A 26,496-nucleotide genomic window follows, 5' to 3' on the forward strand; every position below is an offset into this window, starting at 1 on the left:
GGCGTTCGCCGCCGAGGGGGCCTCGCCGTACTCGCTGAGCGCCCGTCGCCCGCACGGCAGATCCCCCGCGCGTGCCACCTCGGCGCACATCGGCTCAGGACCTCTTCCGCAGGAGCATCCGGGCCGACACCGCCCCCACGAGCAGCACCGCCCCGACCACCAGCACCACCCACACCGTGGTCCGCAGCGAGGCCGTCAGGGCATCGACCACCGCGGCCGCCGCGTCCCGGTCGCTGCCGGGCACCTCGTCCAGCGCACGGCTGCGGCCGACCGCGACCAGCACCCGGAGCACGATCGCCCCGGCCACGAACCCGGCGCCCACGACCGCCGTGGCCCACAGGCCGCCCCGCAGCCCACGCCGCACGGTCGCGGTGCCCACCACCAGGACGAGGAACACCAGCGTGGCGACGGCCGGCCAGATGCTGCAGTAGCGGAGCCAGCGGAACGAACTCCTGAAGGCGTCGGCCTGGTCCGGGCCGAGCACGGTGATCTCCGTCCGCTCCACCGGGATCTGGTCCGCGAACGGCACCCCGTCGCGTACGAGGTCCTTCTTGACCTGGTCGATCACCGGGGCCAGATCGATCGTCACGGGCTCACCGCTGTCCCCGTCCAGTGCTGCTGCCACCGCCTCGTGGGCGGTGCGGTTGGCGGTGTCCCAGGCGTTCCGGAAGGCATCGGTGGTGGTGAACGACGACACGGTCCGGTGCAGGAAGTCCCGTGCCGTGTCCTGGAGCGGGCCGAGGTCGATCTGTCGCAGGGCCTCCTCGGTGACCAGGTCCGCGACGGTGGACCGCACCGCCGGGTCGGAGGAGAGCGGAGAGACAGCGGCGACGTACCGGTCGGTGTCGTCGATCTCCAGGTCCACCCAGGCGGAGAGCGCGCTCAGCGGAACCAGGAGCGCCAGCAGGACGAGCAGGACCGCCGAGAGGGCCGCCGGGACCGCCGAGCGCGGCGGGCCCGCCGGGGTCGTCGAGGTGGTCGAGGGAGAGGTCCGCACCCCTTCAGGGAATCCCCTGCGGGACCGGACCGCTCCGGGCCGTACGCCATTCGAGTTGCCGGGCGGCGCGGCCGGGTGTGCTCTGGAGGAACGGGGGCGTGCGACGGAAGGAGCTGTCCGCGATGGTCACACACGCAGCCATGCCCGGCCGAAGGGGTGGCCGCGCGCATGCGCGGCCCCGCCCCCACACCGCGCTCGCCTGGGCCCTGCCCCTGGTACTCGGCGTGATCTACGGCTTCTACGCGGCGTTCATCCGCCGCGACGGCGGCCCCAGCACCGGCGGACAGGTTCTGCTCGGGCTCGTCTCCGGTGCCGCTCTGGCGGTCCTCTGCTTCGCGCTGGGACGGATCCAGCACGCGGTGCCGCGCGAGTTGCGGGCGGTCGCGTACGGGGCGCTGACCGCGAGCGCGATCGGTTTCCTGGTGAGTCTCACCGACACCAGCGTGCTGCGGTCGGCCGCGCTGGGCCTGGCGGTCGGGGTGGGCGTTCTCTGCGTCTCGTACTACGCCCTGTACGCGCGGGAGACCTGAGAGCCAGGCTCCTTCCGGGGCCCGGTTCCGGGACCTGTGCCCATGGCTCCCCGACCGTGCGCGCGGCCGCCAGATTCGATCTGGCGGCCGCGCCTCCGCGTCTCGCGCCCAGGAGGTGAGGGAGCGGACCGGGCCCGGACGGGGCCCGGACGCGGCGGAGGACACGGGAGGGGGCCGGCGATGACGACGGACGAGGCCGACGACGTCGTGCGGGGCACCGGAAGCGGTTCTCCTTCCGGGCGGGAGCGGGAGACGGGAAGCGACCCGCTCCGCGTCGCGGTGATCATCGGCAGCACCCGCGAAGGCCGCGTCGGCGATGCGGTCGGCCGCTGGTTCGTGGAGCGGGCGCAGGGCCGGAGCGAGCTGGAGCTCGCGGTGCTGGACCTGGCGGATTTCGACTTCCCCGTCCACTACCCGGGGCGCGCGACCGAGCAGATGACGGAGTTCACCGAGGAGATCGCCAGGGCCGAGGCGTTCGTCGTGGTCACCCCGGAGTACAACCGCTCCTTCCCCGCCTCCCTCAAACAGGCCATCGACTTCGCCTACGAGGAGTGGCAGACCAAACCGGTCGCCTTCGTGAGCTACGGACACGGTTCCGCCGGGCTGTACGCGGTGGAACAGCTCCGCTCGGTCTTCACCGAGCTGCACACGGTGACCCTGAGGAACGGGGTCGCGCTCGACTTCCTCCAGCAGCCGCTGGAGGAGAGCCCCGCCGACACCCGTCACGACCGGTCCGTCCGCGTGATGCTCGACCAGCTCGGCTGGTGGGGCCGGGCCCTGCGTGAGGCGCGCGCCGTCCGCCCCTACGTCTCCTGACCTTCCGGAAGCCCGGACGGACCCGGAGCACCGACACCCACCGACGATCCACAAGGAAGGGAACATGACCACAGAACTGGCCATCGAGACCGCGGGGCTGGTGAAGGTCTTCGGCGACAACCGCGCGGTGGACGGCATCGACCTCGCCGTCCCCACCGGCACCGTCTACGGCGTCCTCGGACCCAACGGGGCCGGCAAGACCACCGCCGTCCGCATGCTCGCGACCCTGCTGCGCCCCGACGGCGGCACCGCCCGGGTGTTCGGCAAGGACGTCGTGAAGGAGGCCGACGCGGTGCGCAGCCGGGTCAGCCTGACCGGGCAGTACGCCTCGGTGGACGAGGACCTGACCGGCGTGGAGAACCTGATCCTGCTCGCCCGGCTGCTCGGGCACTCCAAGCCGGCGGCCCGCGACCGGGCCGACCAGCTGCTCGACGGGTTCGGGCTGAGCGAAGCGGCGGGCAAGCAGGTGAAGAACTACTCGGGAGGCATGCGGCGGCGCATCGACATCGCCGCGTCCATCCTGAACACCCCGGACGTGCTGTTCCTGGACGAGCCGACCACCGGACTCGACCCCCGCAGCCGCAACCAGGTCTGGGACATCGTGCGGGCGGTCGTCGCGCACGGCACCACGGTCCTGCTGACCACCCAGTATCTGGACGAGGCTGACCAACTCGCCTCCCGTATCGCGGTGATCGACCACGGCAAGGTCATCGCCGAGGGGACCAAGGGCGAGCTCAAGGCATCCGTCGGCTCCGGGACCGTCCATCTGCGGCTGCGGGACGCCGATCAGCGTGCCGAGGCGCAGAAGGTGCTGGCGCTCGCGCTGAACACGGAGGTCCAGCTGGACGCGGACCCGGTGGCGCTCACCGCCCGGATCGACGGGCAGAGCGGTGACCGGGGCGCTGCGGAGCAGGCCGGGCGAGCCCTGGCAGAGCTGGCCCACTGCGGCATCACGGTCGACAACTTCTCGCTGGGACAACCCAGCCTCGACGAGGTCTTCCTCGCTCTCACGGACAAGAAGGGAGCGGCGGCATGAGCACCGCGACCGCCAAGACGGAGCTTGAGGACGTCGTGCTCGCCGAGCCCGACCGGGAGCGCCTCTCGGCGCTGCTGGTGGGCCACGAGCGCCCGCCGAGGCCCAGCGCCCTGTCGGCGTCGCTGACCTTCGGCTGGCGCGCCATGCTGAAGATCAAGCACGTGCCGGAACAGCTTTTCGACGTGACGGCTTTCCCGATCATGCTGGTCCTGATGTACACGTACCTCTTCGGAGGGGCGCTGGCCGGCTCGACGGAGGAGTACATCCAGTTCCTGCTGCCCGGCATCATGGTGATGAGCGTCGTGATGATCACGATGTACACGGGTGTCGCGGTGAACACGGACATCGCCAAGGGTGTCTTCGACCGGTTCCGCACGCTGCCGATCTGGCGCCCCGCTCCGATGGTCGGCTATCTGCTCGGCGACGTCCTGCGCTATGTGCTGGCGTCGTTCGTGATGCTCGTCGTCGGCGTGATCATCGGGTTCCGTCCGGACGGCGGTGTGCTCGGCGTACTGGCCGGCGTCGCGCTGCTGGTCGTGTTCTCGTTCGCGTTCTCCTGGATCTGGACGATGTTCGGGCTGATGCTGCGCTCCGAGAAGTCGGTGATGGGCGTCAGCATGATGGTGATCTTCCCGCTGACCTTCCTCAGCAATGTCTTCGTCGAGCCGAAGACGATGCCGGGCTGGCTCCAGGCGTTCGTGAACAACAGTCCGGTCACCCACCTCGCCACGGCGGTCCGTGAGTTGATGGCGGGGAAGTGGCCGGCCACCGACATCGCCTGGACGCTGGGCTGGACCGGTGTGTTCCTGGTGGTCTTCGGGGTGGTGACGATGCGGCTCTACAACCGGAAGTGACCGCGACAGGGGCGCGGGCGCGTCCCTGCCCGCCCCCATCGGGCGCGTTCCGTGCCCGCCCGATGGGGGCGGACGGCCGGCCCCTGACGGGCCACCGGGCTCCCTGCCGTACGTGCGGGGCCCCAGGCGTCGTGGACCTACCCGTCCCGGGCATCCTTGACCTTCCCCGCGGGGGAAGCCCCAGCATCGGTGGGGCCGGGCGGACGACGCCCGGTGCGAGGAGGTGCGGGGTGGAACGCGAAGGCCGTGCGGTGGACGCCGCGCGTGGGAAGCTGGTGACGATCGGGGAGTTCGCCCGGCTGTCCCGGCTCTCCGCGAAGGCGCTCCGGCGCTACGACGAGCTGGGGCTGCTCCGGCCCGCCCTGGTCGATCCGGTGAACGGCTACCGGTACTACGACCCGGCGCAGGTGGAGGGTGCCCGGCTGGTGGCATGGCTGCGCAGGATCGGGATGCCGCTGAGCCGGATCGGCCGGGTCGTGGCGCTCGACGCGGGCGCGGCGGCCGTGGAGATCCGGGCCTACTGGGCGCGGGTGGAGGCCGAGACGGCGGCCCGCCGCGATCTGGCGATGTACCTCGTCGACCACTTGTCAGCGGAGGGCGGAGCCATGGGGCGGATGTCGGGCGGTACGGAGATCACCTGCGGGAGCGGGGACGAGAGCGGTGCGGGGTCGGCCGGGGGCGCGGGGGACGCGGAAGCCCTGAGCACCGGAGCGTTCGGGCCGGGGGCGGTGCACCTGGTGATCCGGTGTGCCGCGCTGACCGATACGGGGATGGTGCGTACGGAGAACCAGGACGCGGCGTTCGTGGGTCCCCGGCTGCTGGCGGTCGCCGACGGTTTCGGGGAGCGCGGGGCCGAGGCGAGCGCGGCGGCGATCGAGGCGCTCAAGCCGTCCGCGTGGGGTGTGCGGGACGGCGAGCTGTCCGCCGCGGATCTGCTGAACGCCTTGGAGGACACGGTGGATTCCGTGTCCCGCGCGGTCCGGGACGCGGTCGCGCCCGGTGCGGCCCCGGACGGTTCGGGGACGACGCTCACCGCGATGCTGTGGACCGGATCGCGGCTCGGGCTCGTGCACATCGGGGACTCGCGGGCCTATCTGCTGCGGGACGGCGAGCTGTTCCGGATCACGCACGACCACACCGTGGTCCAGGCGATGATCGACGACGGTTCGCTCGGCCCCGAGGAGGCCGCCTCCCATCCGGAGCGTGCGCTGTTGCTGAAGGCGCTGGTCGGGGCGGCGGGGTCCGCCCCGTCGACGGGGGTGTCCCGGCCCGACGTCCGCTTGCGGGAGGCGAGGGCCGGGGACCGCTATCTGCTCTGCTCGGACGGTCTGTCGGCGGTGGTGGACGAAGCGGAGCTGCGGACGGAGGTCACCGGGGCGGAGACACCGGAGGCCGCCGTACGCCGGCTGGTCGGCCTGGCCCACGAGGCGGGCGGACCCGACAACGTGGCGTGCGTCGTCGCGGACGTGGTGGCCGAGGGGTAGCGGCGGGGCCCGGACGGCACCCCGCGGGGGCGGCCGGTCCCGCAGGGTGCCGCGGCGCGCGGCCCGGTATCCGTCCGTGGTGGCCGGCCCTGGACCGGTATCCGCCGGTGGTGCCGGGGCCCGGATCATCGCGGAGCGGGCGGCTCCGTCACCAAGCGGGCGGACCCGGCACCATGGGTGCGGTGCGGCCTCGCGCCCGTGGTGCGGGGCGCTCCCCGGGCGGGCGGTGGTGGTCAGAGCCGCCAGTCGGGGGCGCGGTCGGGACGGTAGGCGCAGGTGGTTCCGGTCGTCACGGACGCCGTGAGGTGGGCCGCCAGGGCGGGGTGCAGGGTATCCAGTTTGCGCAGGGTGTCGCGGATCCGGGCGGTGACCGTCTTGCGGGCGCGCTCGGTCCGGTCGCCCAGCCGCCGGGTCCGGCCTCCGAGCCCGGACGCGGTGCGCAGCTCGTCGAGGAGGGCCCGCCGCTCCCGGTCGTACGCCTCCACCTGCCGGGCGTCGTCGCGGGCCGCGGCGCGGTCCATCTCGGCGTCCAGCCGGTCCAGGTGCTCCTTGTACCGGCGCTTGGCCTCGTCGTCGAGCACCGGATCGCCGCCGAGCTGCCCGGCGGCGACCACGAGGCTCCCGCCCTCGGGCGCGAGGAGCTGGACGGCCGGGACGTCGGTGCCGGGAAGACCCAGCAGGCTGTGCAGGTCCCGCAGGCCCTTGGCGTCCGGGACGTGCACGGTCACCCCGTCCCAACGGAGCTGCCAGACGGGCCCGTTCCGCCGGAACTCGGCGCGCTCCCCGCTCTGCTCTGCGCTCGGTGCCCCGCTCCGTTCCCCGGTCGGCACTCCGGCCGCCGCCTCGGCCGTGCTCCGCTCCGGGGCCGCATCCGGTGCGGATGACGACGGCGGGGCGGGGACGGACGACAGCGGGGCAGGGACGGATGACGGCGGGGCGGGGACGGGGGAGGGGGCGGTGTCGTCGGAGGTACCGGTACGGGTGCCGGTGCCGGTGCCGGTGGTGACGGAGGCGATGGGCAGGAGCGCACGGAGGACGGTGGCCTCGGACACCCAGTGGTGCAGCGCCAGTTCGCCCGCCTCCCGTGCGACGTCGTCGAGCAACCGACGAGCCTGCCCGGCGTCACCGGCACCGGGACCCGTCGCACGGGGTCCCACCGCACCGAGACCCATCGCACCGGGACCCACCGCACCGGAACCGGAGCCCCGCACCGTAACGGCACCGGCGTCCCCGCCCGCCCCGTCCCCGGCACCGGTGGCGCGGGCCAGCAGGGCGCGGGCCAGGTGGAGGCGGGAGCGTACGGCCCAGGGGCGGGCGCCGAGGCGGTCCGAGGAGGCGGCGGCCTCGGTCAGCGCCGCCACCGCCGCGTCCCGGTCGCCGCGCGCGGCGGCGAGCACCCCGAGCCACAGGTCGACGGGCCCGCCGATGTCGCACCCGGAGAGCGAGACGATCCACTGGCCCGTGTAGGGCGTCAGCTCGTCCTCCGCGCGGGCGATGAGCCGCGGGTCCCCCGTCAGCGCGGCCGTCTGGGCGAGCAGTCTGAGCCACTGCGGCATGAACGCCCGTGGGTACGGGGCGGCGCGGTCCGCGTGCTCGGCGATCAGGCGCAGCGCGGGCGCGGCGTCGCCCTGCTCCACCGCGGTGACCGATTCCAGCAGCCGCGGGTAGGGGTACCCGGAGCTCCGCAGTCCGTGCAGAACCTCCTCGGCCTCGGCGAAGTGCCCCCGGAGCAGATGCAGCGCCCAGTGCAGGTGGTGCCCCATGAAGCCGAACGTCGCGCGGTCACAGCCCTCCAGGGTGAGCGCGTCGCCGGACAGTGCGGCGGCAGCCTCCGCGAACCGGCCCTGGAGGGAGGCGATCAGACTGGTGTCCACGGCGACGGCCAGGGTGAACCAGGGCAGTTCGCTCAGCTCCGCGAGCCGGACGAACGTACGGAACTGATCGAGGTAGGCCGGGTCGCCCAGCTCCAGGAGCGCCACCCAGCGCATGGCCGCCGCGTGCAGCTCCATGTCCTGGTGCCGGGTGCGCCGGCCGACGACGGTCAGCTCGTCGGTCAGCGCCAGCCGTTCCACCGCGGAGCCGAGGCCCCACACGGAGTCGTGGCGCGCCCAGAGCGAGAACGCGAGCGCTTCGTCGTCCGAGCCGCGCCGGGCCAGCGCCATGGTGTGGACGGCCAGCTCCTGGGCGAGCCGGTCGTCGGAGAGGCCGTCCTGGCCCTCCTTGCCGGTGATCCTGCGGTGCGCCTCGGCGAGGAGGTCCTTCGTGGACACGTCGTGGCTGCTCAGGATCGCGTCGCGGTGGAGGGTGATCGCCACGCGGGCCAGCAGCTCCGGTTCGTCCAGCTGCCGGGCGCGGGTGACCGCGTGGTCCAGGAGGCGTTGTGCCTCGGCCTTCTCCCCCACGTGCCGCAGCTGTCCGGCGAGGTCGAGGCCGATCAGCGCGGCCCGCCGGAGATCCGGGTCGCGTTCCGGTGCGCCGGGTGCGCCGGGTGTGCCGGAGGCGACCGCGAGGGCGCGGCGGTAGTGGCCGATGGCCTCCTCGTCGGCCAGGCGTCCCGCGGCGTCGCGGGCGGCCGCCAGCAGCAGGTCGATCCGCCGGCCGGGCTCCAGCGCCCCGCCGGCGAGGTGGGCGTGCCGGGCGAGCGCGCCGGGCCGCAGGGCGTCGCCGAGGCCGCCGTGGGCGTCCAGGGCCCGTACGACGGTGGCGTGGCGTTCACGCGCCTCGGCGTCGTCCAGTGAGGCGTACAGCGTCTCGCGCAGCAGGTCGTGGGCGAAGGCGTACTGCCCGGAGGGCTGGGGAACGAGGATCCGGGCCACGACGGCCGGCTCCAGCAGCCGGTCCACGTGGGGGACCGGGGAGCCGTGCACCACGGCCAGGACCTGCCGCCGGAACTCCCGGCCGAGCAGGGCGGCGCCGGTCAGCAGGGAGACGACCGGTTCCGGCAGCAGGGCGAGCCGCTGCCGGACGGCTTCGCGTACACCGGGCGGGATGGTGGAGACCGGGGACCCGCTGTGCCAGAGCCGGGCGGTCTGCTCGACGAAGAAGGGGTTGCCGCCGGTACGCCGGTGGACCTCGTCCACCAGCTCCGGCGCGGGCTCACGCCCCGTCGTCACTGCCATCAGCGCGCCCACCTCGTCCCGGCCGAGGCCGGTCAGGGTGAGCGTGGCGGCGGCCCGCGAGACCAGCGGCAGGATCAGCGGCTGGAGCGGGTGTCCGGGGGATTCGACCTCGACGTCCCGGTACGCGCCGATCAGCAGCAGCCGCTCGAACCAGGCGTGCTGGGCGACGAATTCGAGCAGGCGCAGCGACGCAGGGTCGGCGCTGTGCAGATCGTCGAGGACGACCACCAGCGGACGGCTCTGGGAGAGGGTGACGAGGGCCGTGGTCACCGCGTCGAACAGGCCGAAGGTGTCGATTCCGTCGGTGGGACCACTGCCGGAGGACACCAGGAACCCCGAGGACCGTTGCGGCCCCGGTGGCTCCTGCGGCCCCGATGACCTCGGTGACCCCGGTGGCTCCTGTGCGCCCGGCGGACTCGTGCCGCTGCCCACGGGGCCGGGGGCCGCCGCCCCCGGCACCGGTTCGCCGAGCAGCGCGGCGAGCCTGCCCTCCGACGCCTCCAGCGCCGCCGTCCACTCCGCCGCCGTGGCGGAGCGGCGCAGGCCGCGCAGGACCTGGACCCAGGGCCAGTATCCGGGGGTGTTGTCGGAGTCCCAGCAGGAGCCGCCGACCACCAGCGCCCCCCGCCGCCGCGCCTCGTGCGCGGCGTCCGTCACGAGCGTGCTCTTGCCGATCCCGGCCTCTCCGGCGACCAGCACGAGGCCACCGTGGCTGTCCAGGGCCCGGACGATCTCCGAGCGGAGGACGCCCGCGGGGTGGTCGCGCCCGAAGAGAGCAGGGGTCATGAGCCCACGATAGGAGCACCCACTGACAACGGTCCCCCGATTTCCCCCGCCGGCTGTCCGGCCGCCGGCCCCGCCGCCCGGCCGGGTACGCCCGGCCGGGTACGCCCGACGTCGGTCCGCCGCGTACCACGCCGCGCACCACCCGCGTACGAGCTGAGTCAGTCCGCCCCGCGCCACCCGCGTACGAGCCCCGCACCACCCGCGCACGATGCGCGTCAGTTCGGGTGCACCCGCCCCGCGTCAGTCGCGTACGACCGTCACCGGGCACGGCGCGTGCTGGGTGACGTGGAGGCTGACCGAGCCGAGGAGGGTGGCCTTCAGGCCGGTGTGGCCGCGGGCTCCCACGACGAGCAGGTCGGCGCCCTCGGCACGGTCCAGCAGGGCCTGGGCCGGGTTGCCGATCACCACGACCTTGCTGACCGCGGCTGCCCCCGCGGCGCCGAGCGCCTCCTCCAGCGCCTCGTTGAGGGAGACGGTGGCCAGGGCCTGCGGGTCGAAGTCCTCCGGCATGCCCGGCATCATCGACGCCCAGCTGGTGGCGGGGTACTCCCAGCTGTTCACGGCCTCCACCGTGGCGCCGGTCAGCTCGGCCTGGCGTACAGCCCAGTGCAGCGCCTTGATCGACGCGTCGGAGCCGTCGACCCCCACCACGATCCTGCCCATGTCTGCCTCCAGCCCGGTCCTGCGCGGTCCAGCTCGGTACAGCTCTCGATCTCACTGTAGTCACATCGGACACAGGCGGGCGGGTCGTACCGACCCGCCCGCCTAAGGCCGGCCCGCGTAAGTCCCGCTCGGCCGTGAGGTCCGCTCAGCGGGCGGCGGGGTGTGGCAGGCTCAGTTCGGCCGCAGGGCCGCGAGCTGCTGCTCGAAGGGGACGACCGCGTCCTCCCCGTCGTCCAGGCCGAGGGCGCGCGAGGCCCCGGAGACCGTACGGCCCAGGATCGCGGAGGCCAGTTCGCCGCCCGCGCGCCGGATGCGGGACGGCAGGCCATCGGTGTACTCGTCGCCCGAGGACCCCCAGTCCTCCGACGCCGCGTAGACGGAGGTGGGCACGGTGACGGCCCGCAGATAGGCGAAGAGCGGGCGCATCGCGTGCTCCAGGACCAGCGAGTGCCGGGCCGTGCCGCCCGTGGCGGCGATCACGACGGGCTTTCCGGTCAGCGCGGTGTTGTCGATCAGGTCGAAGAACGACTTGAACAGTCCGCTGTACGAGGCGGTGAACACGGGCGTCACGGCGATCAGCCCGTCCGCCTCCGTCACCGCCTCGATCGCCTCGCGCAGTGCGGCCGGAGGGAACCCGCTGACCAGGTGGTTCGCAAGGTCCCCGGCGAGGTCGCGCAGCTCGACGACCCGAACCTCGACCGGCCGGTCCTGGTCGGCCGCGAGGCGCTCACGGGTGGCGGCGGCCAGCCGGTCGGCCAGCAGCCGGGTGGAGGACGGCCGGCTCAGTCCGGCCGAGACGGCGACGACGCGCAGGGGGGTGGTGGCGGGCATCGGGATCAGACCTCCTTCTTGTCCGTCGTAGGGGTGGTACGGGCGGTGCGGGCGGCGGCGACCGCCGGGTGGACGGGCGCGGACTCCGGCACGCCGGCCGGCCGCAGGTTGGCGAACTCCTTGCGCAGCACCGGTACGACCTCCTCGCCGAGGATGTCGAGCTGCTCCAGGACCGTCTTCAGCGGGAGCCCCGCGTGGTCCATCAGGAACAGCTGGCGCTGGTAGTCGCCCACCGCGTCCCGGAACGTCAGCGTCCGCTCGATGACCTCCTGCGGGGAGCCCACCGTCAGCGGGGTCTCGCGGGTGAAGTCCTCCAGGGACGGGCCGTGGCCGTAGACCGGCGCGTTGTCGAAGTACGGGCGGAACTCCCGTACCGCGTCCTGCGAGTTCCTCCGCATGAACACCTGGCCGCCGAGCCCCACGATGGCCTGGTCGGCGGTGCCGTGGCCGTAGTGGGCGTAGCGGCGCCGGTAGAGGTCGACCATCTTCTTCGTGTGCTCCATGGGCCAGAAGATGTTGTTGTGGAAGAAGCCGTCGCCGTAGTACGCGGCCTGCTCGGCGATCTCCGGGGAGCGGATGGAGCCGTGCCAGACGAACGGCGGGACGCCGTCGAGCGGGCGCGGGGTGGCGGTGAAGGACTGGAGCGGGGTGCGGAACGTGCCCTCCCAGTCCACGACGTCCTCGCGCCACAGCCGGTGCAGCAGGGCGTAGTTCTCGATGGCCATCGGGATGCCCTGCCGGATGTCCTTGCCGAACCAGGGGTAGACCGGTCCGGTGTTGCCCCGGCCCATCATCAGGTCGACGCGGCCGTCCGCGAGGTGCTGGAGGGTGGCGTAGTCCTCGGCGATCTTCACCGGGTCGTTGGTGGTGATCAGCGTGGTGGAGGTGGAGAGGATGAGGTTCTCGGTGCGGGCGGCGATGTAGCCGAGCGTGGTCGTCGGGGAGGACGGGACGAACGGCGGGTTGTGGTGCTCGCCGGTCGCGAAGACGTCCAGGCCGACCTCCTCGGCCTTCTGCGCGATGGCCAGGGTCGCCTTGATCCGCTCGTTCTCGGTGGGGGTCCGGCCGGTGGTCGGGTCGGTCGTGACGTCCCCGACGGTGAAGATCCCGAACTGCATGGCGTCCGCCTTCCTGAGTCCCGGCCGGAGGTCAGGGTTCCGTCTCCGGAAGCCTCGGCCGTTTTGGTTGAACGTTGAACTATACCCTACAACGGGACCCTCCTCCGTCCTATTCCACGGGTCCGGCCTATTCCACGGGTCCGGAAGGGGCTTCCGCCACAGGGGGCGAGCACGCCCCGACCGGGCTTCGGCACGTGGGCGGGTCACCCCGGACGGGCTCCCGGCACGTGGGCGAGCATGCCCCGGAGGAACTACTGCGCCGGACCCGCAGCTCGTACACTCGGGCCATGACCTCCGTCCCGTGCCGAAACTGGTGGCGCTCCTCATAGGAGCGGCCACAGCATCTGCACGGAACCAGGGCCGTTCGACATGGACGGCCCTTTTCGCTGCCCTTGTACGGCGCAGCGGACACGGAGACGGAGCGCAGCGGCGCTCACCGGCGGGGCCGTCCCTCACGCAGCACTCACGCGAGGAGAGACACCCACCATGACCACCACGCTCCCGGCCGCCACCACCACCGGCTCTGCCGCCCAGCGGCCTCCCGCCGCCGAGCCCGGCAGCGGCACGGAACTGGAACGCCGCATCGCCCAGGACCCCGGCAGTTTCCGGGTTCTCACCGGGGACCGCCCGACCGGCCCCCTCCACCTCGGCCACTACTTCGGTTCGCTGCTCAACCGGGTGCGCCTCCAGAACCTCGGCGTGGACGTCATCGTCCTCATCCCCGACTACCAGGTCATCACCGACCGGGACACCGCCGAGCGGCTCGGGGAGTACACCGACGGGCTGCTCCTGGACTACCTGGCCCTCGGCATCGACCCCGCCCGGTCCACCGTCTTCTGCCACAGCGCCGTTCCCGCGCTCAACCAGCTCCTGCTGCCCTTCCTCAGCCTCGTCTCCGTCGCCGAGCTGAACCGCAACCCCACGGTGAAGGACGAGATCGCGCACTCCCGGCAGTCCGCCGTCAGCGGGCTGATGCTCACCTATCCGGTCCACCAGGCCGCCGACATCCTGTCCTGCAAGGGCAACCTGGTCCCGGTCGGCCGGGACCAGGCGCCCCACCTGGAGGTCACCCGCACGGTCGCCCGCCGCTTCAACGAGCGGTACGGCCACGTCTTCCCGGAGCCGGAGACCCTGCTCTCCACCGCGCCCCTGCTGCTCGGCACGGACGGCACGAAGATGAGCAAGAGCCGTGCCAACTCCGTCCCGCTCTCCGCCACCGCCGACGAGACCGCGCGCCTGATCAAGGGCGCCACCACGGACGCCGACCGGCACATCACGTACGACCCGGACGCCCGCCCCAACGTCTCCTCGCTGGTCCTGCTGACCGCACTCTGTCTGGAGCGGGACCCGCACGAGGTCGCGGCGGAGATCGGCGACGGCGGGGCGGCCGCGCTCAAGCGGACGGTGACCGACGCGGTCAACACCCGTCTTGCCCCCTTCCGGGCCCGGCGGGCGGAGTACGCGAAGGACCTGACGTACGTACGGTCGGTGCTCCGCGCGGGCAACGAGCGGGCGAACGCGCTGGCGGAGGCCACGCTGGACCAGGTGAGGGAGGCGATGGGCGCGTTCCGGTAGCGGCCCCGTACCACCGGCAGCGGCCCGCCCGCCGGTTCCCCCGGCAGCCCCGTCCCCACCGGCTCCGGCGACCCCGTCCGGCGGTTCCCCCGGCCGCCCCGTCCCCACCGGCTCCGGCGACCCCTGGTGGGACCGGTGGAGCCGGCCCCCCCCCGGCCGCCTACTGCCGTGAGGCGGCCGTCCGCCGGCGGCGCAGCAGTTCCGCGAGGCCCCGGCGGGTGGCGGCGATCACCACGCGGTCCCGGGCGCGCAGGACGTAGCCGGGGTGCAGGTCCCAGACCAGGCCGGAGGGCGGCGGCGTCGCGCCGTCGCTCGCCGGGTCGTACGGCGGGAGCGCGGCGAGGTCGGGGTTGCGGTCGGCGGGCGGGGTGGCGTCGAGGGCCAGCACCCGCCACGCGCCGGACCGGAAGGCCTGCTCGACCGTGCGGCCCTCCAACTGCGGGTGCCCCGCCACCTCCAGTGCCGCGAACAGCATCACCTTCCGCTCGACCGGGACCGCGCCGAGGATCTGCCGGCCCATCATGGCGACCGCGAACGACGGGGCGGCCAGATGGGACACGGAGCGGGAGCGGGTCAGGGCTTGGGGGTGCGCGGTGCGCAGGGTGCGGTAGACGGCGGTGGCGAACTCGTCGTCGTACAGCCGCAGCGCCACCCTCAGATCCGGTTTCACCGAGCGGGCGTACAGCGTCGCTTCCAGGTTCGTCGTGTCGATGCTGGTCAGCGCGAGGAGGGCGTGGGCACGGCGGATCTTGGCCGCCTCCAGGACACCTTCCTGGGTGACGTCGCCGATGACGGTCGGCACGTGCATCGAGCGGGCCAGCGGGATACCCCGCGCCTCGGGGTCCTCCTCGACGACGACCACGGGGATGCCGAGCTCGCGGAGGCGTACGAGGACGCGCGTACCGATCTTGCCGAGGCCCAGCAGCACCACGTGTCCCGACAGTCCGCGCGGCGGGCGGCGCAGCGAGGAGGCCGTGCGCAGGGTGCCGAACGCCTCCAGGACGGCGGCGATCAGCAGCGGCAGCAGGAACAGTCCGGCGATGCCGGAGAGGAGCTGGATGATCTGCCGGGCCGGGGGGCCGTCCTCCGCCGGGTCGTTCATGCCCAGCAGGTCGAGCAGGGTCAGGTACGTGGACTGGAGCGCGGAGTCCTCGGTGGTCAGCAGCGAGGCGATCACCAGGGCCAGCGCGGAGAGCGCGACGCCGAGGGCCGACCAGCGCAGGCGGCGCGAGAAGACCTGGGAGAGCGGCGCGCCCCGGCCGCCCATCCGGGTCGCGGGGCGGTCCGGATCGGCCCGGCTGATCGCTTCGAGGACCACCGTGCCCCGGCCGGTCGCGGCGGCGACGGTGCTCTCGTCGGGCAGCAGCAGCGGGGCCTCGTCGCCGCTCGTCTCCGAACCCTCCGCGCCCGCCGGGTCGTTGGTGGTGGAGGAGAGCAGCGCGAGGGTGCACAGGCCGGGGTCGGCGCTCTCACCGGGGCGCGGCGGAGGGCGTTCGGCGGCGCGCAGGAGCAGCCCCTCCGCCTGAATGATCTTGCTGCTGCCGGTGAGGGCGGTGGCGGCGAGGGCCGGGGCGGCGGTGTCGGCGTCGGAGAGGACGGTGGTGGAGGCGTCCAGCAGCGTCGGGTCGATGCCGGGCATGGCGACGGCCGCCGCCTGGTCGAGCAGCTCCTCCAGGTGCTGGCCGAGCTTGCGGTTGTAGAGCCGGATCACCAGCCGCAGACGGGGGTTGAGGCGGCGGGCGGTGAGGGCGGCGCGGATGTTGCGCTCGTCGTCGTCGTAGACGAGGGCGAGGGCGGCGGCCCGGTCGATGCCCGCCTCCTCCAGGACGTCGTCCGAGGGCTCGGGGGCCTCCATGATGCGGACGGCCTCGACCCCGGCATTGGTGTCGCCGCTTCCGCCGGCGGCGCCGTTGCCGTTGCCCGCGCGGTTCATCGCCGCCGACATCCGGCCGAACAGGGCTGCCGCACGGCCCCGTTGGGTCAGCGGCGTCTCGGGGCCGTTCGCGTCCCGGCCCGGCGGCAGGAGCAGCGTGACCCGTTCCCCGTAGATGTAGCGCAGCTCCACGGCGAGCCGTCGCGCCAGGGCGTCGTCACCGCAGACGATCATGTGGCCGGAGGGCGGCGGGCGTCCCGGCTGCTGAGGAAGTGGAGGCACGAGACCCAGCATGCCGTCATCCTTCCGGCTCGGTCTTCCCGGTCAGTGGGCGGTGCCGCCGGTATCGCTCCGGTCCCGCAGGACCGTACCGGCCAGGACGGCGGGGAAGGCGAGTGCCGTGCTCAGGAATGCGTCCATCGGTCCCACCCCCTGTGGTCACGCGCCTCGTCGCCGTGACGGTGCGTCTCATCCGTTCCGGCGCGGGGGCGTTCGGACCGGTGGCCGGGAGCCGGTGGGCGGGTGACGGGGGCCCGGCCCCGCGGTGTGGTCGAACCTGCCGCGGCGACCGGGGCGTTCCCCGCGGGACGCCCGCGCCGGACCCTGGACCCGCGCCGTCCCCGATCCCCCGTGGACGGCGCGGACCCCGAGATCCGAGAGGCTCCCGCACCCCCGTTCCCGTGCTCCCCCGTACTTCCCCCGTGCGTCACCGGCGTGCTTCTCCGGTGTGTTTCCCCCGTGTTGGTGCTGACCTGATCCTGACACCACGTGGCGGTACCACGCACTGCCGGAACCCGGCAATCTTTACGCGGTGCTGATGCCGGGCACCGGCACCGCCCTGAGTGCGTTGGGGAAATGACAGGACTGTTGCAGGGCTGAAGGAGCGTGCGTGGCGGAGCCGAGGATTCCCGACGACATGCTGGGCGATTATGTCTATATTCTGGGCGAAGTCGCCCAGACCGGCCGTCGCTTGACCCGTGACGAACTGGAGGCGCGGCGGGCGCTCGGTCGTGCGGCGGCGGACGCCGGGTACCAACTGCGCGCGCTGGTCACGATGCACTTGGCGCAGACGCGTGAGGCATGGCCGCGCTCCGCTGCCGGAAAATCCCCTGCCGCCACCGATGCCCTCCTGGCCGCGGTGGAGCAGGCGGTCGACGCGTTCGCCGAGGGGTTCGAGCGTGCCCAGCGGCTCACCGTACGGCGGGAGGAGGCGGCGCGCCGGGAGTTCATCGACGACCTGCTGTACGGGCGCAGCGACCTGGTCCGGCTCGCGGAGCGGGCGACCCGCTTCGGCCTGCGGCTTTCCCGCGCGCACGCGGTGGCGGTGGCGACGGGCCCGGAGGCGTACACGGAGACGGACGCGGTGCCGCGCAGTGTGGAGGCGGCGTTGCTGACGCGGTTCAGCGGCCGCAAGATCCTGCTGACGACGAAGGACGGCCGGATCGTCTGCATCGCTCCGGGCAGCCAGCCCGACGTGCTGCGCTACTTCGCCAAGCAGGCGCACGCGGCGACGGACGGCGGCCAGGTCGCGGTCGGCCGCCCGCACAAGGGCCCCGGCGGGGTGGTCCACTCGTACGACGAGGCGCTCGAAGCCCTCGATCTGGCGGACCGGATGAGCATGGAGGACCCGGTGCTCTACGCCTCCGACCTGCTGGTCTATCCGGTGCTGACGCGGGACCGGCAGGCGATGGCCGATCTGGTGCGCAGTGAGCTGGGCCCGCTCCAGAAGGCGCGGGGCGGCGCGGAACCACTGCTGAACACGTTGGCGGTCTACTTCGACGCGGGCTGCGTCGCCGCCGAGACCGCCCGTCGACTGGCGCTGAGCGTACGGGCGTTGACGTACCGGCTGGAGCGCATCCACCAGCTGACCGGGTCGGATCCCTCGGACCCGATGCACCGCTACAGCCTCCAGACGGCGGTCATCGGCGCGCGGCTGCTGGACTGGCCGGCCAAGGAGCTGTGACGCCCGGCCCCGCGCCGGAAGGTCCCCGGACCCGCGCCGGGGGAGGGCGCGGGTCCGGGGGTGCGGCCGGGGGTGCCCCAAGGGGGTGGGGCACCCCCGGCAGCCGGTGCGGACGGGGACGCGGACCGGTGGTCGGCCGGACCACGCGACCGCACCGGCGGTTCGGGGGATGCGGGGGTTCGTGCGACACGGGAGCGGGGGCGTGCGGTTCAGGGACGGGCCGTGCGGACGGGACGGCGGGGTCCGGCCGGCCGCCGGTCTCCGGGCCGGGCGTCACGGGTTCCGGGGCTGGGCACGGTCTCCGGGCCGGGCACGGTCTCTCGGCTCCGGACCGGGCTGCCGGGGGTCCGGCCCGGAGTCCGTCGTGGCCTGACGGGTCAGAGGTCGAACTCGTGCGGCGGCAGGTCGAGCGTGAAGCACGCCTCCCGGACGACGCCGCGCTCGGAGGCGTCGAAGTCGCCGTCCGCGCCGCCGATGACGATGCCGATCTGGATCACGGCACGGGCTTCGGCGGGCTTCTTCTTCGCCTTGGCGATCTCCTGGAGCACGCTGACCTTGCCGAAGGCGAAGTCGGCGGTGAGCTGGTCGACGTACGCGTTGAAGCGCCGTTGCAGGTCCTCGGCCGGGAAGTTGCGCAGGACGTCGTTGGTCCCGATGAGCGTGGCGACGCGCAGGCGCTCCGAGGGGTCGACGGAACCGTCGGCGGCGGCGACCAGGGCGCACATGGCCATGCTCGCGTCCCGGAACGACCCCGACTTCAGCTCGTTCTTCTTCGTCTCCAACTGCGCCTGCATCGACGACGCGGATTCCTTGATGCGATCCCACAGAGCCATGGCGTCTCCCTACCTGCTGCGTGCTACCTACTGCACTGCTTGTTGCGTGCTGCGTACCGCGATCCACGGTGTGGTGCGAGCCGGGACCGAGGTAACTCTACAGGTGTGTAGAGAACGGTGGGCAAGACGGCTCCTTGTCAGGCGTGTGACCCGGCTCGACCGGCGCGGGAGCCGCACCGTACGGATGACCGCCCGCACGGATGTGCGGAGGGTCGCCGCGTTCCGAACCGTCAACGGCCGCGTCCGAAAGCGGACATGAACGCCGAGTCCGGTCGGTGAAACAGCGACCCGACCCTCTATCGTGACGCCATGTCCGTCGATCTGATCCGCGTCGTCTCCCGTGACTCCCCCATGGCTCTCGCTCAAGTGGAGCGCGTCCGAGCCGAGTTGGCCGCCCTGCACCCCGGCATCCGTACGGAGGTGGTCCCGGTGAAGACCACCGGTGACAAGTGGATGGGCGATCTCAGCTTGGTCGAGGGGAAGGGCGCGTTCACCAAGGAGGTCGATCAGGCACTGCTCGCCGGGGAGGCGGACCTGGCGGTGCACTGCGTCAAGGACATCCCGGCGGACCGTCCGCTGCCCGCCGGCACGGTCTTCGCCGCCTTCCTCCGGCGCGACGACATCCGCGACGCCCTGATCCACCCGAGGGGGCTGGCGCTCGACGAGCTGCCCGCCGGCACCCGGATCGGCACCTCCTCGGTACGCCGTTCCGCCCAGCTCGCCGCCTCGCACCCGCACCTCGACTGCGTACCGATGCGCGGCAACGCCAACCGCCGCCTGGAGAAGCTCGCGGCCGGGGAGGCGGACGCGCTGCTGCTGGCCGCGTCGGGCCTGGAGCGCATCGACCGCGCGGACGTGATCACCGAGATCCTGTCGACCGAGGTGATGTGCCCGCCGATCGGTGCGGGGGTGCTGGCGCTCCAGTGCCGCGAGGGCGACGACGCCGTCATCGACGTGGTGAGCGCGCTCGGCGACCCGGCAGCCCACCGCGAGACGACCGCCGAGCGGATGTTCCTCCATGTGCTCCAGGGCCACTGCAACAGCCCGATCGCCGGGTACGCGCGGGTCGAGCGGAACGGCGACCTGTCGCTGCGGGCGAAGGTGTTCACACCGGACGGCAAGACCGTGCTGAACGCGCACGAATGGGCGGGGCCCCTGGACCCCGCCACCTTGGGCACGTCCGTCGCGGTCGCGCTGCTGCGCCAGGGGGCGCGGGAGCTGATCGACGGCATCGCGCACTGAACCGCACGGAGGAGCGCTGACGCACGGAGACGGACGAAGAGGTGCTCACGGCCGCAGGCGTACGGGCCGGACCGAACGACGACGGAGCCCCCGGACCCCACCGGCGTGGTGGGGTCCGGGGGCTCCGGCCTGCGTCCCTACGTACGGAAGTGCCTACGGGGGCTACTCGCGCTTCTCGCCCGCCGGTTCCGGGGTGAGGTCGTCGTGCGTGCCCAGCCGGCGCTCGGGGGCGGCCTTGGCTACCGGTTCGGCGGCCGTCTCCCCGCTCCCGCCCGCGCTCCCGTCTCCACCACCGCCGCGCCGGGCCTCGATCCTCGCCGCGATGGGCTGTGTCCACCGGGCGGTGAGCGGGCCGAGGACGACGAGGATCAGGACGTACGCGGTGGCGATGGGACCGATGCGCGGCTCGGTGGCCACGGCCAGACCGGCGATGACGATGGAGAACTCCCCGCGCGCCACGAGGGTGCCGCCCGCCCGCCAGCGGCCGCGCGAGCCGATTCCGGCGCGCCGGGCCGCGTAGTAGCCGGTGGCGATCTTGGTGAAGGTGGTGACGACGGCCAGCAGGGCGGCGGGAAGCAGCACCGGCGGGATGTCGGCGGGGTTGGTGGAGAGTCCGAAGAAGACGAAGAACACGGCGGCGAACAGGTCCCGCAGCGGGGTGAGCAGCTTGCGGGCGCCCTCGGCGACCTCGCCGGAGAGCGCGATGCCGACGAGGAACGCGCCGACGGCCGCCGAGACCTGGAGCTGCTGGGCGACGCCGGCGACCAGGACGGTGAGGCCGAGGACGACCAGGAGCAGCATCTCCGGGTTGTCGGAGGAGACCGCGCGGCTGATCAGACGGCCGTGGCGCAGCGCCAGGTACAGGACGAACCCGACGGCCCCGAGCGCGATGACGAGGGCGAGGCTGCCACCGGCCAGGCTGACCCCGGCGAGCATGGCGGTCAGCAGCGGCAGGTAGATCGCCATCGCCAGGTCCTCCATGACGAGGACGCCGAGGATGACGGGGGTCTCCCGGTTGCCGAGCCGGCCGAGGTCGGTCATCACCTTGGCGATCACGCCGGAGGAGGAGATCCAGGTGACACCGGCGAGCGCGACGGCGCCGACCGGTCCCCAGCCGAGCATCAGGGCGGCGACGGCGCCGGGCGTCGCGTTCAGCACGAAGTCCACGGCACCGGACGGGTACTGCGTCTTGAGACTGGTGACCAGCTCGGACGCGCTGTACTCGAGACCCAGCAGGAGGAGCAGCAGGATGACGCCGATCTCGGCGCCGACCATCGTGAACTCCTCGCTGGCCTTGAGCGGGATCAGCCCGCCGTGCCCGAACGCGAGCCCCGCCAGCAGGTAGAGCGGGATGGGGGAGAGTCCGATCCGGCCGGCGAACCGCCCGACGAGCCCGAGCCCGAGGATGACGGCTCCCAGCTCCACCAGCAATGCAGTCGTGTCATGCACGGTCAGCCCTCCGCAATGATCTCGGAGAGCGCGTCGACGCCCTCACGTGTACCGACGGCGACGAGGGTGTCCCCGATGGCCAGTCGAAAATCCGGTTCCGGTGACGGGTGCGCGCTGTGGGTGCGCAGCACCGCCACGATGGACGCCCCGGTCCGGGTCCGCGCCCGCGTCTCCCCCAGCAGCCGCCCGCCGTACGGGGAGCGGGACCCGAGCGGGATGTGCTCGGTGACCAGGTCGATGCCCTCGGTCCGTACGGCGTCGATGGGCGCCGGATCGATGAGGTGCGCGAGGGCGGTGGCCTCGGTCGTCGTCAGGGGGACGGAGAGTTGGCACGCATCAGGATCGTCCTGTTCGTAGAACCCGATGAACCGGCGGCCGTCGTGGTGGACGACGACCGAGATGTGCTGGCCCGTCTCGGTCGTGAAGTCGTACTGAGCACCCACTCCGGGCAGTGACGTGCGGCGGGTTCCCATGACTTCCTCCCGAGATGTGCGGCGGTAGGCGCGCACTTGACGATCTCTTTATCCGGCCATGACCTTATCGGGTGGCCGAATTACGTCGAGGGGTCGTGATCGGGACGGAGTTGTACGGGGCCGCGCCCCGGAGTTGTACGGGGTCACGCCCCGGTGCTGTACGGGGCCGCGCTCCGGAGCCTGCCCTGTCGCACCTGGCCTGAACGCACCTCTGATCGAACGACACGAGGAGCGCGGCGACCGTCGTGAACCCGCCCCGGCCGTCACTCCCGTCCCGAGCGGCGTTCGGCCCCCACCGGTGCGACGCCGGCAGCCGCTCAGCTCCGCGCCGAACGGCCCGGGGCGAGCAGTTCCAGGGCCTCCTCCCACGGGAAGGCGGCCGTGTCACCCGACGTGGGTGTGTGCGGTGTGCTGCCACTGATCCGGACGCCCATGCCGCGCAGCCGGGCCAGGCTCTCGACGTACGCGGGGTGCTGGGCCAGGAAGGAGTTCACCGCCGGGAGGACGGCGGTGGGGACGCCCTGCCCGTACGCCTCGCAGAGGATGCCGAGGGCCAGGGTGTCCGCGATCCCGGCCGCCCACTTGTTGACGGTGTTGAACGTGGCGGGTGCGACGACGATCGCGTCCGGGTCCGGGAACGGCCGGGGCCCGCCGGGGGAGCGCCAGGCCGAGCGGATCGGGTGCCCGGTCCGCGTCTCGACGGCCGCCGTGTCGAGGAAGCCCAGCCCCTGCGGGGTGGCGACGACGCCCACGTCCCAGCCGGCGTCCTGCGCGGCGGCGAGCAGGATGTCGACGTCACGGGCGACGCCGGCCGCGCAGACGACGACGTACAGGAACGGCTTACGGGCCCGAGGTCCGGACGGCTCGCTCATGAGGAAACCCCCACTGATCTGATCGCGGTGACGGTGTGGTGCGCCGGATCGGTGCGGCGTGGCGCGGTGTGATGCAGGCAGCGTACGGCGAGGGTGACGGAGGCGGCCGGGAGAGCGGGGCGGTGAACACGGCGGCGAGACCGATGACTTCCGCCGCCGCGACAGGTCTGACCTGTCGTCCGACACCGGTCGGTGACCGCACAGAAGCAGGAGGAACGCATGGCACAGCTGCTGAGGGTCCAGAACTTCACCCTCTCCGAGGACGGCGTCGCCGCAGGCGAGAACCAGACGCTGGAGCGGCCGTTCGGCGACGTCGACCCCGGCGCCCTCTTCTCCTGGGCGGGCGCGACGGCGAGCTGGCCCAACCGCACCGAGCCGGGCGGAAGCCGGGGCCTGGACGACTACTTCACGCGGGACTTCACGCACAACATCGGGGCCGAGATCATGGGCCGGAACAAGTTCGGCCCGCAACGCGGCCCGTGGGAGAACCACGACTGGCAGGGCTGGTGGGGCGGCGAACCCCCGTTCCGTACACCGGTGTTCGTGATGACCCACCACGCACGCCCGTCGTTCACGCTCTCCGACACCACGTTCCACTTCGTCGACGGCGACCCGGCGACGGTGCTGGAGCGCGCCCGTGAGGCGGCGGACGGCAAGGACGTCCGGCTCGGCGGCGGCGTCACCACGATCCGGGAGTTCCTCGACGCCGGCCTGATCGACACCCTGCACGTGGCGGTCGCTCCGCTGAAGCTGGGGAGCGGCCTGCGCCTCTGGGACTCGCCCGACGACCTGCGCGACCGCTACCACCTGGACGTCGTCCCGAGCCCGAGTGGCATGACACACCACCTGTTCTGGCGAAAGTGACGCCAGGGCCCGGCCGAATTCGGGAAGTGCCCGACGGGGGCGCGGCGGATCGGGGAGAGTCGGATGCGTAGTCGTCCGGGTGCGCAGAGGTACGGAGCGCCGCCCGGACACCGCGTGCTGCCCGACGGCAGCCACCCGGGAAGGACCCTTGCCGTGTCGTCTTTTCACCCCCGTTACGCTCCCGCCGGCGATGTGGGCGCGGCGCTCATGATGATCGACTCCCGGCTCAGAAGCGTCCACGCGGGCGGGACCGGCCCCGACCCCGAACAGGAGCGCCTGGTCCAGCAGCTCATCTCGTCGCTGGGCCCGCAGGGCGTGGACGACGTGCTGGACGGTGCGTGCACGCTGATTTTCATGTACATGAAGTGGCTGCGGGAGGCTCACGAGGCGCACGACAAGGACGTCATCGAGTACGTGGTGCCGACCCTGGTCACCACGCTCCGGCAGATGACCATGAGCATCCCTCCCGAGACCATCCCCACGATGTCCGGCATGGCCATCGCCGCCGCCATCGGCCTGAGCCCCACGCTGTGGCGCCAGCAGTACGGCGACTGGAAGCGCACGGAGCTGACCCCGCTCCAGGCGACGGCGTTCCTGCTGGCGGAACACATCAACCGCATGACGGACGACCCGAACTTCGCTACCCGCATGATCACGGACGCGCTGACGCAGATGGAGGAGGCGGACGCGGCGGCGGAGTAGTATCCCCCGGCCGTGAGGTTCGAGGCGCTTCCGTCGGCTCGTGGACCGGGCTTGAGCAGTACCCGGGGTCATACGGGTGCTGCCCGGTGCGCTCAGGTTCCTCCGGCCCGGTACGGGGTGAGCCATAATCCGCGTGTGTTGATCACGGGGTATGGGCACGGGCCGGTGGTTGCCGGGGAGGCGCTGGTCGGACATCCGGGGTTCTGGAGCTGTCATCTGCTGGGGCTGTGTGCGGACGGGGCGTGCGGTGGGCGTGCTGAGCCTGAGTGGTTCGGGGGTGACGGGGCGGATGCCGATGCCCTCTCCGAGGTTCTCTTCGATCCCGAGCGGTGGCCGGCCTTCCGGGTTCTGACGGGGGATCAGGGCTCCGAGGGCGGGGTCGTCGTGGTCTACCGGAATCTCGGTGATGAGTTCGGAGTGGACTACCTCCGTGCGGGCTCGACTTCGTGCGGAGAGGTCCGGCTGTCGTGGAGCGAGCTGACCGGCCTTGCTGACGGTCCCGCTTTCGGTGGTGACGGTGTCCGGGAGTGGGCCGAGCGGTTCCTGTTGCTTCTGCCGTGTCTGGGTGGGGTGTGGGAGGAGGAGGCCGTGCGCGGGCGGACTGCCGCTGCGCTGAGGGGCGTTGGGGTGCCCGAGGCCACCGTGGAGGTTGCCGCCGCTCATCTGCTGGGCCATCTTGAGCGACGGGCGTCGCACGATCCCGGTTGGCGCTCGCCGCTCGGCGGGAGGTGACCGGGGCGGCTCGTTCGGAGGGGTGTGGCTGTCGACCGGGGGTGTTGTCGACCGTCGGTCCGGTTCGGCGGAGCGCCCGTCGTCTCCTGCGCGAGGCACTCGCCGGCTCGTCGGCACCAACAGCGACTGAGCTGGCCGGAATTCGCCCGTCACCTGGTCGAGTGGGGTTTTCCGCTGGTGGTCGGCGCGCCTTCTCCGCTGCGGTACCGTGATCGTGTCATCACGCTCCGTGCATGTACGTGCGTATGCGTACGTGCATGGGGCGGCCCCCGGTGGTGTTCGAGCACCGATCCGAGGGCCTTCACCCAACTAGTGGAAGAAAGGCTCCACTGGGATGCTTCGGCATGCTATCGCGCCCTCCCGGCGCTACACGAAGGCCTCGCACGATGTCGTGCGCCACCCGCGTCTGTGCGGCGACGCGAAGATCCTGATTCTCTACGTCCAGGGGCTGCCCGAGGGGCAGGCCCACCTCCCCCTGTCCGAGCACGCGCGGAAGTTGGGCCTCAAGGGGCGCGCCTTCCAGCGCGTCAAGGAGCAGTTGCTCACGAACGGCTTCGTGCATGAGCGGCGGGTCTCCGGCGAGCGTGGGTGGTGGGCGACCCGTCAACTCTTCTCCAATGTCCCGTTGGACGATGCCGGGGCGTGTGACGTGTGGCGGAAGGAAGGGGATCAGCTGGGGAGCGGGGGCGGCCGTGCGCCGGGTGGCACGCTCGGTGCTCCTCCCCCGGCTTCTTCCTGTTCCTCTCTCCGTCGCTCCTCTCCTCCGAGTGCGCACCTTCCGGCGGTCGGTCAGCCGGGGCGTCGGACCGTCGGTCACCACCTACCGGTAGACGAAGAACGGGAGAAGAACTCATCCCGCCCACCCACCGAAGCGCCGGAGGTGCCCGAGGTACCCGAGGTGCCCGAGACGCCTGACGCGCTCGGAGTGCCCGAGACACCTGACGCGCCCGAAGCCGTCGAGGCCGAGCGGGTGTTGTTGTCCCTGCGGCATTCCCATCGGGAGCTGTACCTCGGCGCGGCCGAAGCCCGAGCCCTCGTCGGGCAGGCCGTCGAGTGGTTACGGCGCGGGATGTCCGGGAGCGACCTGCGGCGGGTGCTGACCAGTGACCTGCCGGCCGGTGGCGTGCGGTCCGCCGTGGGGTTCCTGCGGCACCGGCTGGTGCAGAAGATGCCCGAGCCCCTTGCCCGCGTGAGCGTCGGGCACGAACCCGGTGCCTTGGAGCGGGGCGTCGAGCCCGCGCCCCGGCGTGAACGTGGGCCCGCGCCCCGGCGTGAACGTGGGCCCGCGTCCCTACGCGAACTCGCATCGGCGCCCGAGTCCTCGTCCGTGGTCGCCGTCCCCCGGTACGTCGCTCCGCTCGTCACCTGCGAAGGGCCGGGGACCGAGCACGTCTTCCGGTCCCTGGCGGGTGAGACCCAGTGCCCCGACTGCCAGCAGGAGGCCGCCTGGGCGCGGTGGGCCGAGTACCGGATCGCCGGCCTCGGCGGTGATGCCCGGCCCGGACCCGAGGAGGTGCAACCGAGCGGGTGGCGCGGGCGGTTGGCCGCCGCCGTCGCCGCTGCCGCCGACCGCCAGGCCGAGCCGGAAGCCGGTCGGCCGGGCTGAGCCGGAGGCCTGTCGCCCGGCCGATCGGGTGGCAGGCCAGGGCGTGGCGAGGGCCGAGCCGGACATGGCTGTGCCCGG

The 26,496-nt window shown here is 72.7% G+C and carries 22 protein-coding genes; 12 read left to right on the top strand and 10 right to left on the bottom strand.

Features of this window, described 5'->3' with window-relative positions:
• Positions 1 to 94: 94 nt before the first annotated feature.
• Positions 95 to 997, bottom strand: coding sequence for a hypothetical protein (locus tag QFZ71_RS15145; RefSeq protein WP_307668750.1), 903 nt, complete (start codon positions 995 to 997; stop codon positions 95 to 97).
• Between the two features lie 122 nt (positions 998 to 1,119).
• Between QFZ71_RS15145 and QFZ71_RS15150 the strand changes: the two genes are divergently transcribed.
• The 5 genes from QFZ71_RS15150 (at position 1,120) to QFZ71_RS15170 (ending at position 5,717) form a co-directional block, all read left to right on the top strand.
• The gene (locus QFZ71_RS15150) at positions 1,120 to 1,527 is read left to right on the top strand and encodes a hypothetical protein (protein ID WP_307668751.1); all 408 of its coding nucleotides are present in this window, start codon (positions 1,120 to 1,122) and stop codon (positions 1,525 to 1,527) included.
• A 180-nt stretch (positions 1,528 to 1,707) separates the two neighbouring features.
• Entirely contained in the window at positions 1,708 to 2,343 is a 636-nt protein-coding gene (locus QFZ71_RS15155; protein WP_307668752.1) for an NADPH-dependent FMN reductase, read from the top strand.
• 64 nt (positions 2,344 to 2,407) lie between these two features.
• Positions 2,408 to 3,379 (top strand): ATP-binding cassette domain-containing protein, encoded by a 972-nt coding sequence (locus QFZ71_RS15160; RefSeq protein ID WP_307668753.1) that lies wholly within the window; start codon positions 2,408 to 2,410, stop codon positions 3,377 to 3,379.
• Complete coding sequence (locus QFZ71_RS15165; protein ID WP_307668754.1) at positions 3,376 to 4,233, top strand: ABC transporter permease; 858 nt, start codon at positions 3,376 to 3,378, stop codon at positions 4,231 to 4,233. Before QFZ71_RS15160 ends, QFZ71_RS15165 begins: the two co-directional genes overlap by 4 nt.
• 230 nt (positions 4,234 to 4,463) lie before the next feature.
• A complete protein-coding gene (locus QFZ71_RS15170; protein ID WP_307668755.1) occupies positions 4,464 to 5,717 on the top strand; it encodes a MerR family transcriptional regulator in 1,254 nt (417 codons plus the stop codon).
• Positions 5,718 to 5,950: 233 nt separating this feature from the next.
• Here the strand turns inward: QFZ71_RS15170 and QFZ71_RS15175 are convergent, their stop codons facing one another.
• The 4 genes from QFZ71_RS15175 to QFZ71_RS15190 form a co-directional block, all read right to left on the bottom strand.
• Positions 5,951 to 9,622, bottom strand: a complete 3,672-nt coding sequence (locus QFZ71_RS15175) for an AAA family ATPase (RefSeq protein WP_307668756.1) — start codon at positions 9,620 to 9,622, stop codon at positions 5,951 to 5,953.
• Positions 9,623 to 9,862: 240 nt separating this feature from the next.
• Entirely contained in the window at positions 9,863 to 10,285 is a 423-nt protein-coding gene (locus QFZ71_RS15180; protein WP_307668757.1) for a universal stress protein, read from the bottom strand.
• A 171-nt stretch (positions 10,286 to 10,456) separates the two neighbouring features.
• Positions 10,457 to 11,116, bottom strand: a complete 660-nt coding sequence (locus QFZ71_RS15185) for an FMN reductase (protein ID WP_307668758.1) — start codon at positions 11,114 to 11,116, stop codon at positions 10,457 to 10,459.
• A 5-nt stretch (positions 11,117 to 11,121) separates the two neighbouring features.
• Positions 11,122 to 12,234: an LLM class flavin-dependent oxidoreductase gene (locus QFZ71_RS15190; RefSeq protein ID WP_307668759.1), complete on the bottom strand. Its 1,113-nt coding sequence runs from the start codon at positions 12,232 to 12,234 to the stop codon at positions 11,122 to 11,124.
• 486 nt (positions 12,235 to 12,720) lie between these two features.
• Between QFZ71_RS15190 and trpS the strand changes: the two genes are divergently transcribed.
• Entirely contained in the window at positions 12,721 to 13,809 is a 1,089-nt protein-coding gene (gene trpS / locus QFZ71_RS15195; RefSeq protein ID WP_307668760.1) for a tryptophan--tRNA ligase, read from the top strand.
• Between the two features lie 160 nt (positions 13,810 to 13,969).
• Here the strand turns inward: trpS and QFZ71_RS15200 are convergent, their stop codons facing one another.
• A complete protein-coding gene (locus QFZ71_RS15200) occupies positions 13,970 to 15,976 on the bottom strand; it encodes an NAD-binding protein (RefSeq protein ID WP_307668761.1) in 2,007 nt (668 codons plus the stop codon).
• Between the two features lie 595 nt (positions 15,977 to 16,571).
• Here QFZ71_RS15200 and QFZ71_RS15205 point away from each other — a divergent pair.
• Entirely contained in the window at positions 16,572 to 17,645 is a 1,074-nt protein-coding gene (locus tag QFZ71_RS15205; RefSeq protein ID WP_307668762.1) for a CdaR family transcriptional regulator, read from the top strand.
• 377 nt (positions 17,646 to 18,022) lie between these two features.
• Here the strand turns inward: QFZ71_RS15205 and QFZ71_RS15210 are convergent, their stop codons facing one another.
• Positions 18,023 to 18,478 carry a tellurite resistance TerB family protein gene (locus QFZ71_RS15210; protein WP_307668763.1) on the bottom strand — a complete coding sequence of 152 codons (456 nt, stop codon included), beginning with the start codon at positions 18,476 to 18,478 and terminating at the stop codon, positions 18,023 to 18,025.
• A gap of 309 nt (positions 18,479 to 18,787) precedes the next feature.
• Between QFZ71_RS15210 and hemC the strand changes: the two genes are divergently transcribed.
• The gene (gene hemC, locus QFZ71_RS15215) at positions 18,788 to 19,720 is read left to right on the top strand and encodes a hydroxymethylbilane synthase (RefSeq protein ID WP_307668764.1); all 933 of its coding nucleotides are present in this window, start codon (positions 18,788 to 18,790) and stop codon (positions 19,718 to 19,720) included.
• Between the two features lie 162 nt (positions 19,721 to 19,882).
• Here hemC and QFZ71_RS15220 read toward each other — a convergent pair whose 3' ends face one another.
• From QFZ71_RS15220 to QFZ71_RS15230, 3 genes are all read right to left on the bottom strand, one after another.
• Positions 19,883 to 21,169, bottom strand: coding sequence for a cation:proton antiporter (locus QFZ71_RS15220; protein ID WP_307668765.1), 1,287 nt, complete (start codon positions 21,167 to 21,169; stop codon positions 19,883 to 19,885).
• A 2-nt stretch (positions 21,170 to 21,171) separates the two neighbouring features.
• Positions 21,172 to 21,642 (bottom strand): cation:proton antiporter regulatory subunit, encoded by a 471-nt coding sequence (locus QFZ71_RS15225; protein ID WP_010056578.1) that lies wholly within the window; start codon positions 21,640 to 21,642, stop codon positions 21,172 to 21,174.
• A gap of 317 nt (positions 21,643 to 21,959) precedes the next feature.
• Positions 21,960 to 22,514, bottom strand: coding sequence for a flavoprotein (locus QFZ71_RS15230; protein ID WP_307668766.1), 555 nt, complete (start codon positions 22,512 to 22,514; stop codon positions 21,960 to 21,962).
• Between the two features lie 219 nt (positions 22,515 to 22,733).
• On the opposite strand from QFZ71_RS15230, the gene QFZ71_RS15235 reads away from it, so the two are divergent.
• The 4 genes from QFZ71_RS15235 to QFZ71_RS15250 all read left to right on the top strand — a co-directional run bounded on the left by QFZ71_RS15235 (position 22,734) and on the right by QFZ71_RS15250 (position 26,418).
• Entirely contained in the window at positions 22,734 to 23,378 is a 645-nt protein-coding gene (locus QFZ71_RS15235) for a dihydrofolate reductase family protein (protein WP_307668767.1), read from the top strand.
• Positions 23,379 to 23,585: 207 nt separating this feature from the next.
• The gene (locus QFZ71_RS15240; protein WP_307671463.1) at positions 23,586 to 24,080 is read left to right on the top strand and encodes a hypothetical protein; all 495 of its coding nucleotides are present in this window, start codon (positions 23,586 to 23,588) and stop codon (positions 24,078 to 24,080) included.
• Positions 24,081 to 24,215: 135 nt separating this feature from the next.
• Positions 24,216 to 24,812, top strand: coding sequence for a hypothetical protein (locus QFZ71_RS15245; protein ID WP_307668768.1), 597 nt, complete (start codon positions 24,216 to 24,218; stop codon positions 24,810 to 24,812).
• 898 nt (positions 24,813 to 25,710) lie between these two features.
• Complete coding sequence (locus QFZ71_RS15250; protein ID WP_307668769.1) at positions 25,711 to 26,418, top strand: hypothetical protein; 708 nt, start codon at positions 25,711 to 25,713, stop codon at positions 26,416 to 26,418.
• The last annotated feature ends 78 nt before the right edge of the window (positions 26,419 to 26,496 follow it).

The sequence above is a fragment of the Streptomyces sp. V2I9 genome (assembly GCF_030817475.1).
In the GTDB taxonomy this organism is placed as follows: domain Bacteria; phylum Actinomycetota; class Actinomycetes; order Streptomycetales; family Streptomycetaceae; genus Streptomyces.

What these genes read in the sequence shown, in the direction of transcription:
- QFZ71_RS15150 (WP_307668751.1), top strand. Translation starts at nt 1,120, where the DNA reads ATGGTCACACACGCAGCCATGCCCGGCCGAAGGGGTGGCCGCGCGCAT.
- trpS (WP_307668760.1), top strand. Translation starts at nt 12,721, where the DNA reads ATGACCACCACGCTCCCGGCCGCCACCACCACCGGCTCTGCCGCCCAG.
- QFZ71_RS15210 (WP_307668763.1), bottom strand. Translation starts at nt 18,478, where the DNA reads ATGGCTCTGTGGGATCGCATCAAGGAATCCGCGTCGTCGATGCAGGCG.
- QFZ71_RS15235 (WP_307668767.1), top strand. Translation starts at nt 22,734, where the DNA reads ATGGCACAGCTGCTGAGGGTCCAGAACTTCACCCTCTCCGAGGACGGC.
- QFZ71_RS15175 (WP_307668756.1), bottom strand. Translation starts at nt 9,622, where the DNA reads ATGACCCCTGCTCTCTTCGGGCGCGACCACCCCGCGGGCGTCCTCCGC.
- QFZ71_RS15230 (WP_307668766.1), bottom strand. Translation starts at nt 22,514, where the DNA reads ATGAGCGAGCCGTCCGGACCTCGGGCCCGTAAGCCGTTCCTGTACGTC.
- hemC (WP_307668764.1), top strand. Translation starts at nt 18,788, where the DNA reads ATGTCCGTCGATCTGATCCGCGTCGTCTCCCGTGACTCCCCCATGGCT.
- QFZ71_RS15155 (WP_307668752.1), top strand. Translation starts at nt 1,708, where the DNA reads ATGACGACGGACGAGGCCGACGACGTCGTGCGGGGCACCGGAAGCGGT.
- QFZ71_RS15165 (WP_307668754.1), top strand. Translation starts at nt 3,376, where the DNA reads ATGAGCACCGCGACCGCCAAGACGGAGCTTGAGGACGTCGTGCTCGCC.
- QFZ71_RS15180 (WP_307668757.1), bottom strand. Translation starts at nt 10,285, where the DNA reads ATGGGCAGGATCGTGGTGGGGGTCGACGGCTCCGACGCGTCGATCAAG.
- QFZ71_RS15240 (WP_307671463.1), top strand. Translation starts at nt 23,586, where the DNA reads ATGATGATCGACTCCCGGCTCAGAAGCGTCCACGCGGGCGGGACCGGC.
- QFZ71_RS15225 (WP_010056578.1), bottom strand. Translation starts at nt 21,642, where the DNA reads ATGGGAACCCGCCGCACGTCACTGCCCGGAGTGGGTGCTCAGTACGAC.
- QFZ71_RS15185 (WP_307668758.1), bottom strand. Translation starts at nt 11,116, where the DNA reads ATGCCCGCCACCACCCCCCTGCGCGTCGTCGCCGTCTCGGCCGGACTG.
- QFZ71_RS15200 (WP_307668761.1), bottom strand. Translation starts at nt 15,976, where the DNA reads ATGCTGGGTCTCGTGCCTCCACTTCCTCAGCAGCCGGGACGCCCGCCG.
- QFZ71_RS15160 (WP_307668753.1), top strand. Translation starts at nt 2,408, where the DNA reads ATGACCACAGAACTGGCCATCGAGACCGCGGGGCTGGTGAAGGTCTTC.
- QFZ71_RS15190 (WP_307668759.1), bottom strand. Translation starts at nt 12,234, where the DNA reads ATGCAGTTCGGGATCTTCACCGTCGGGGACGTCACGACCGACCCGACC.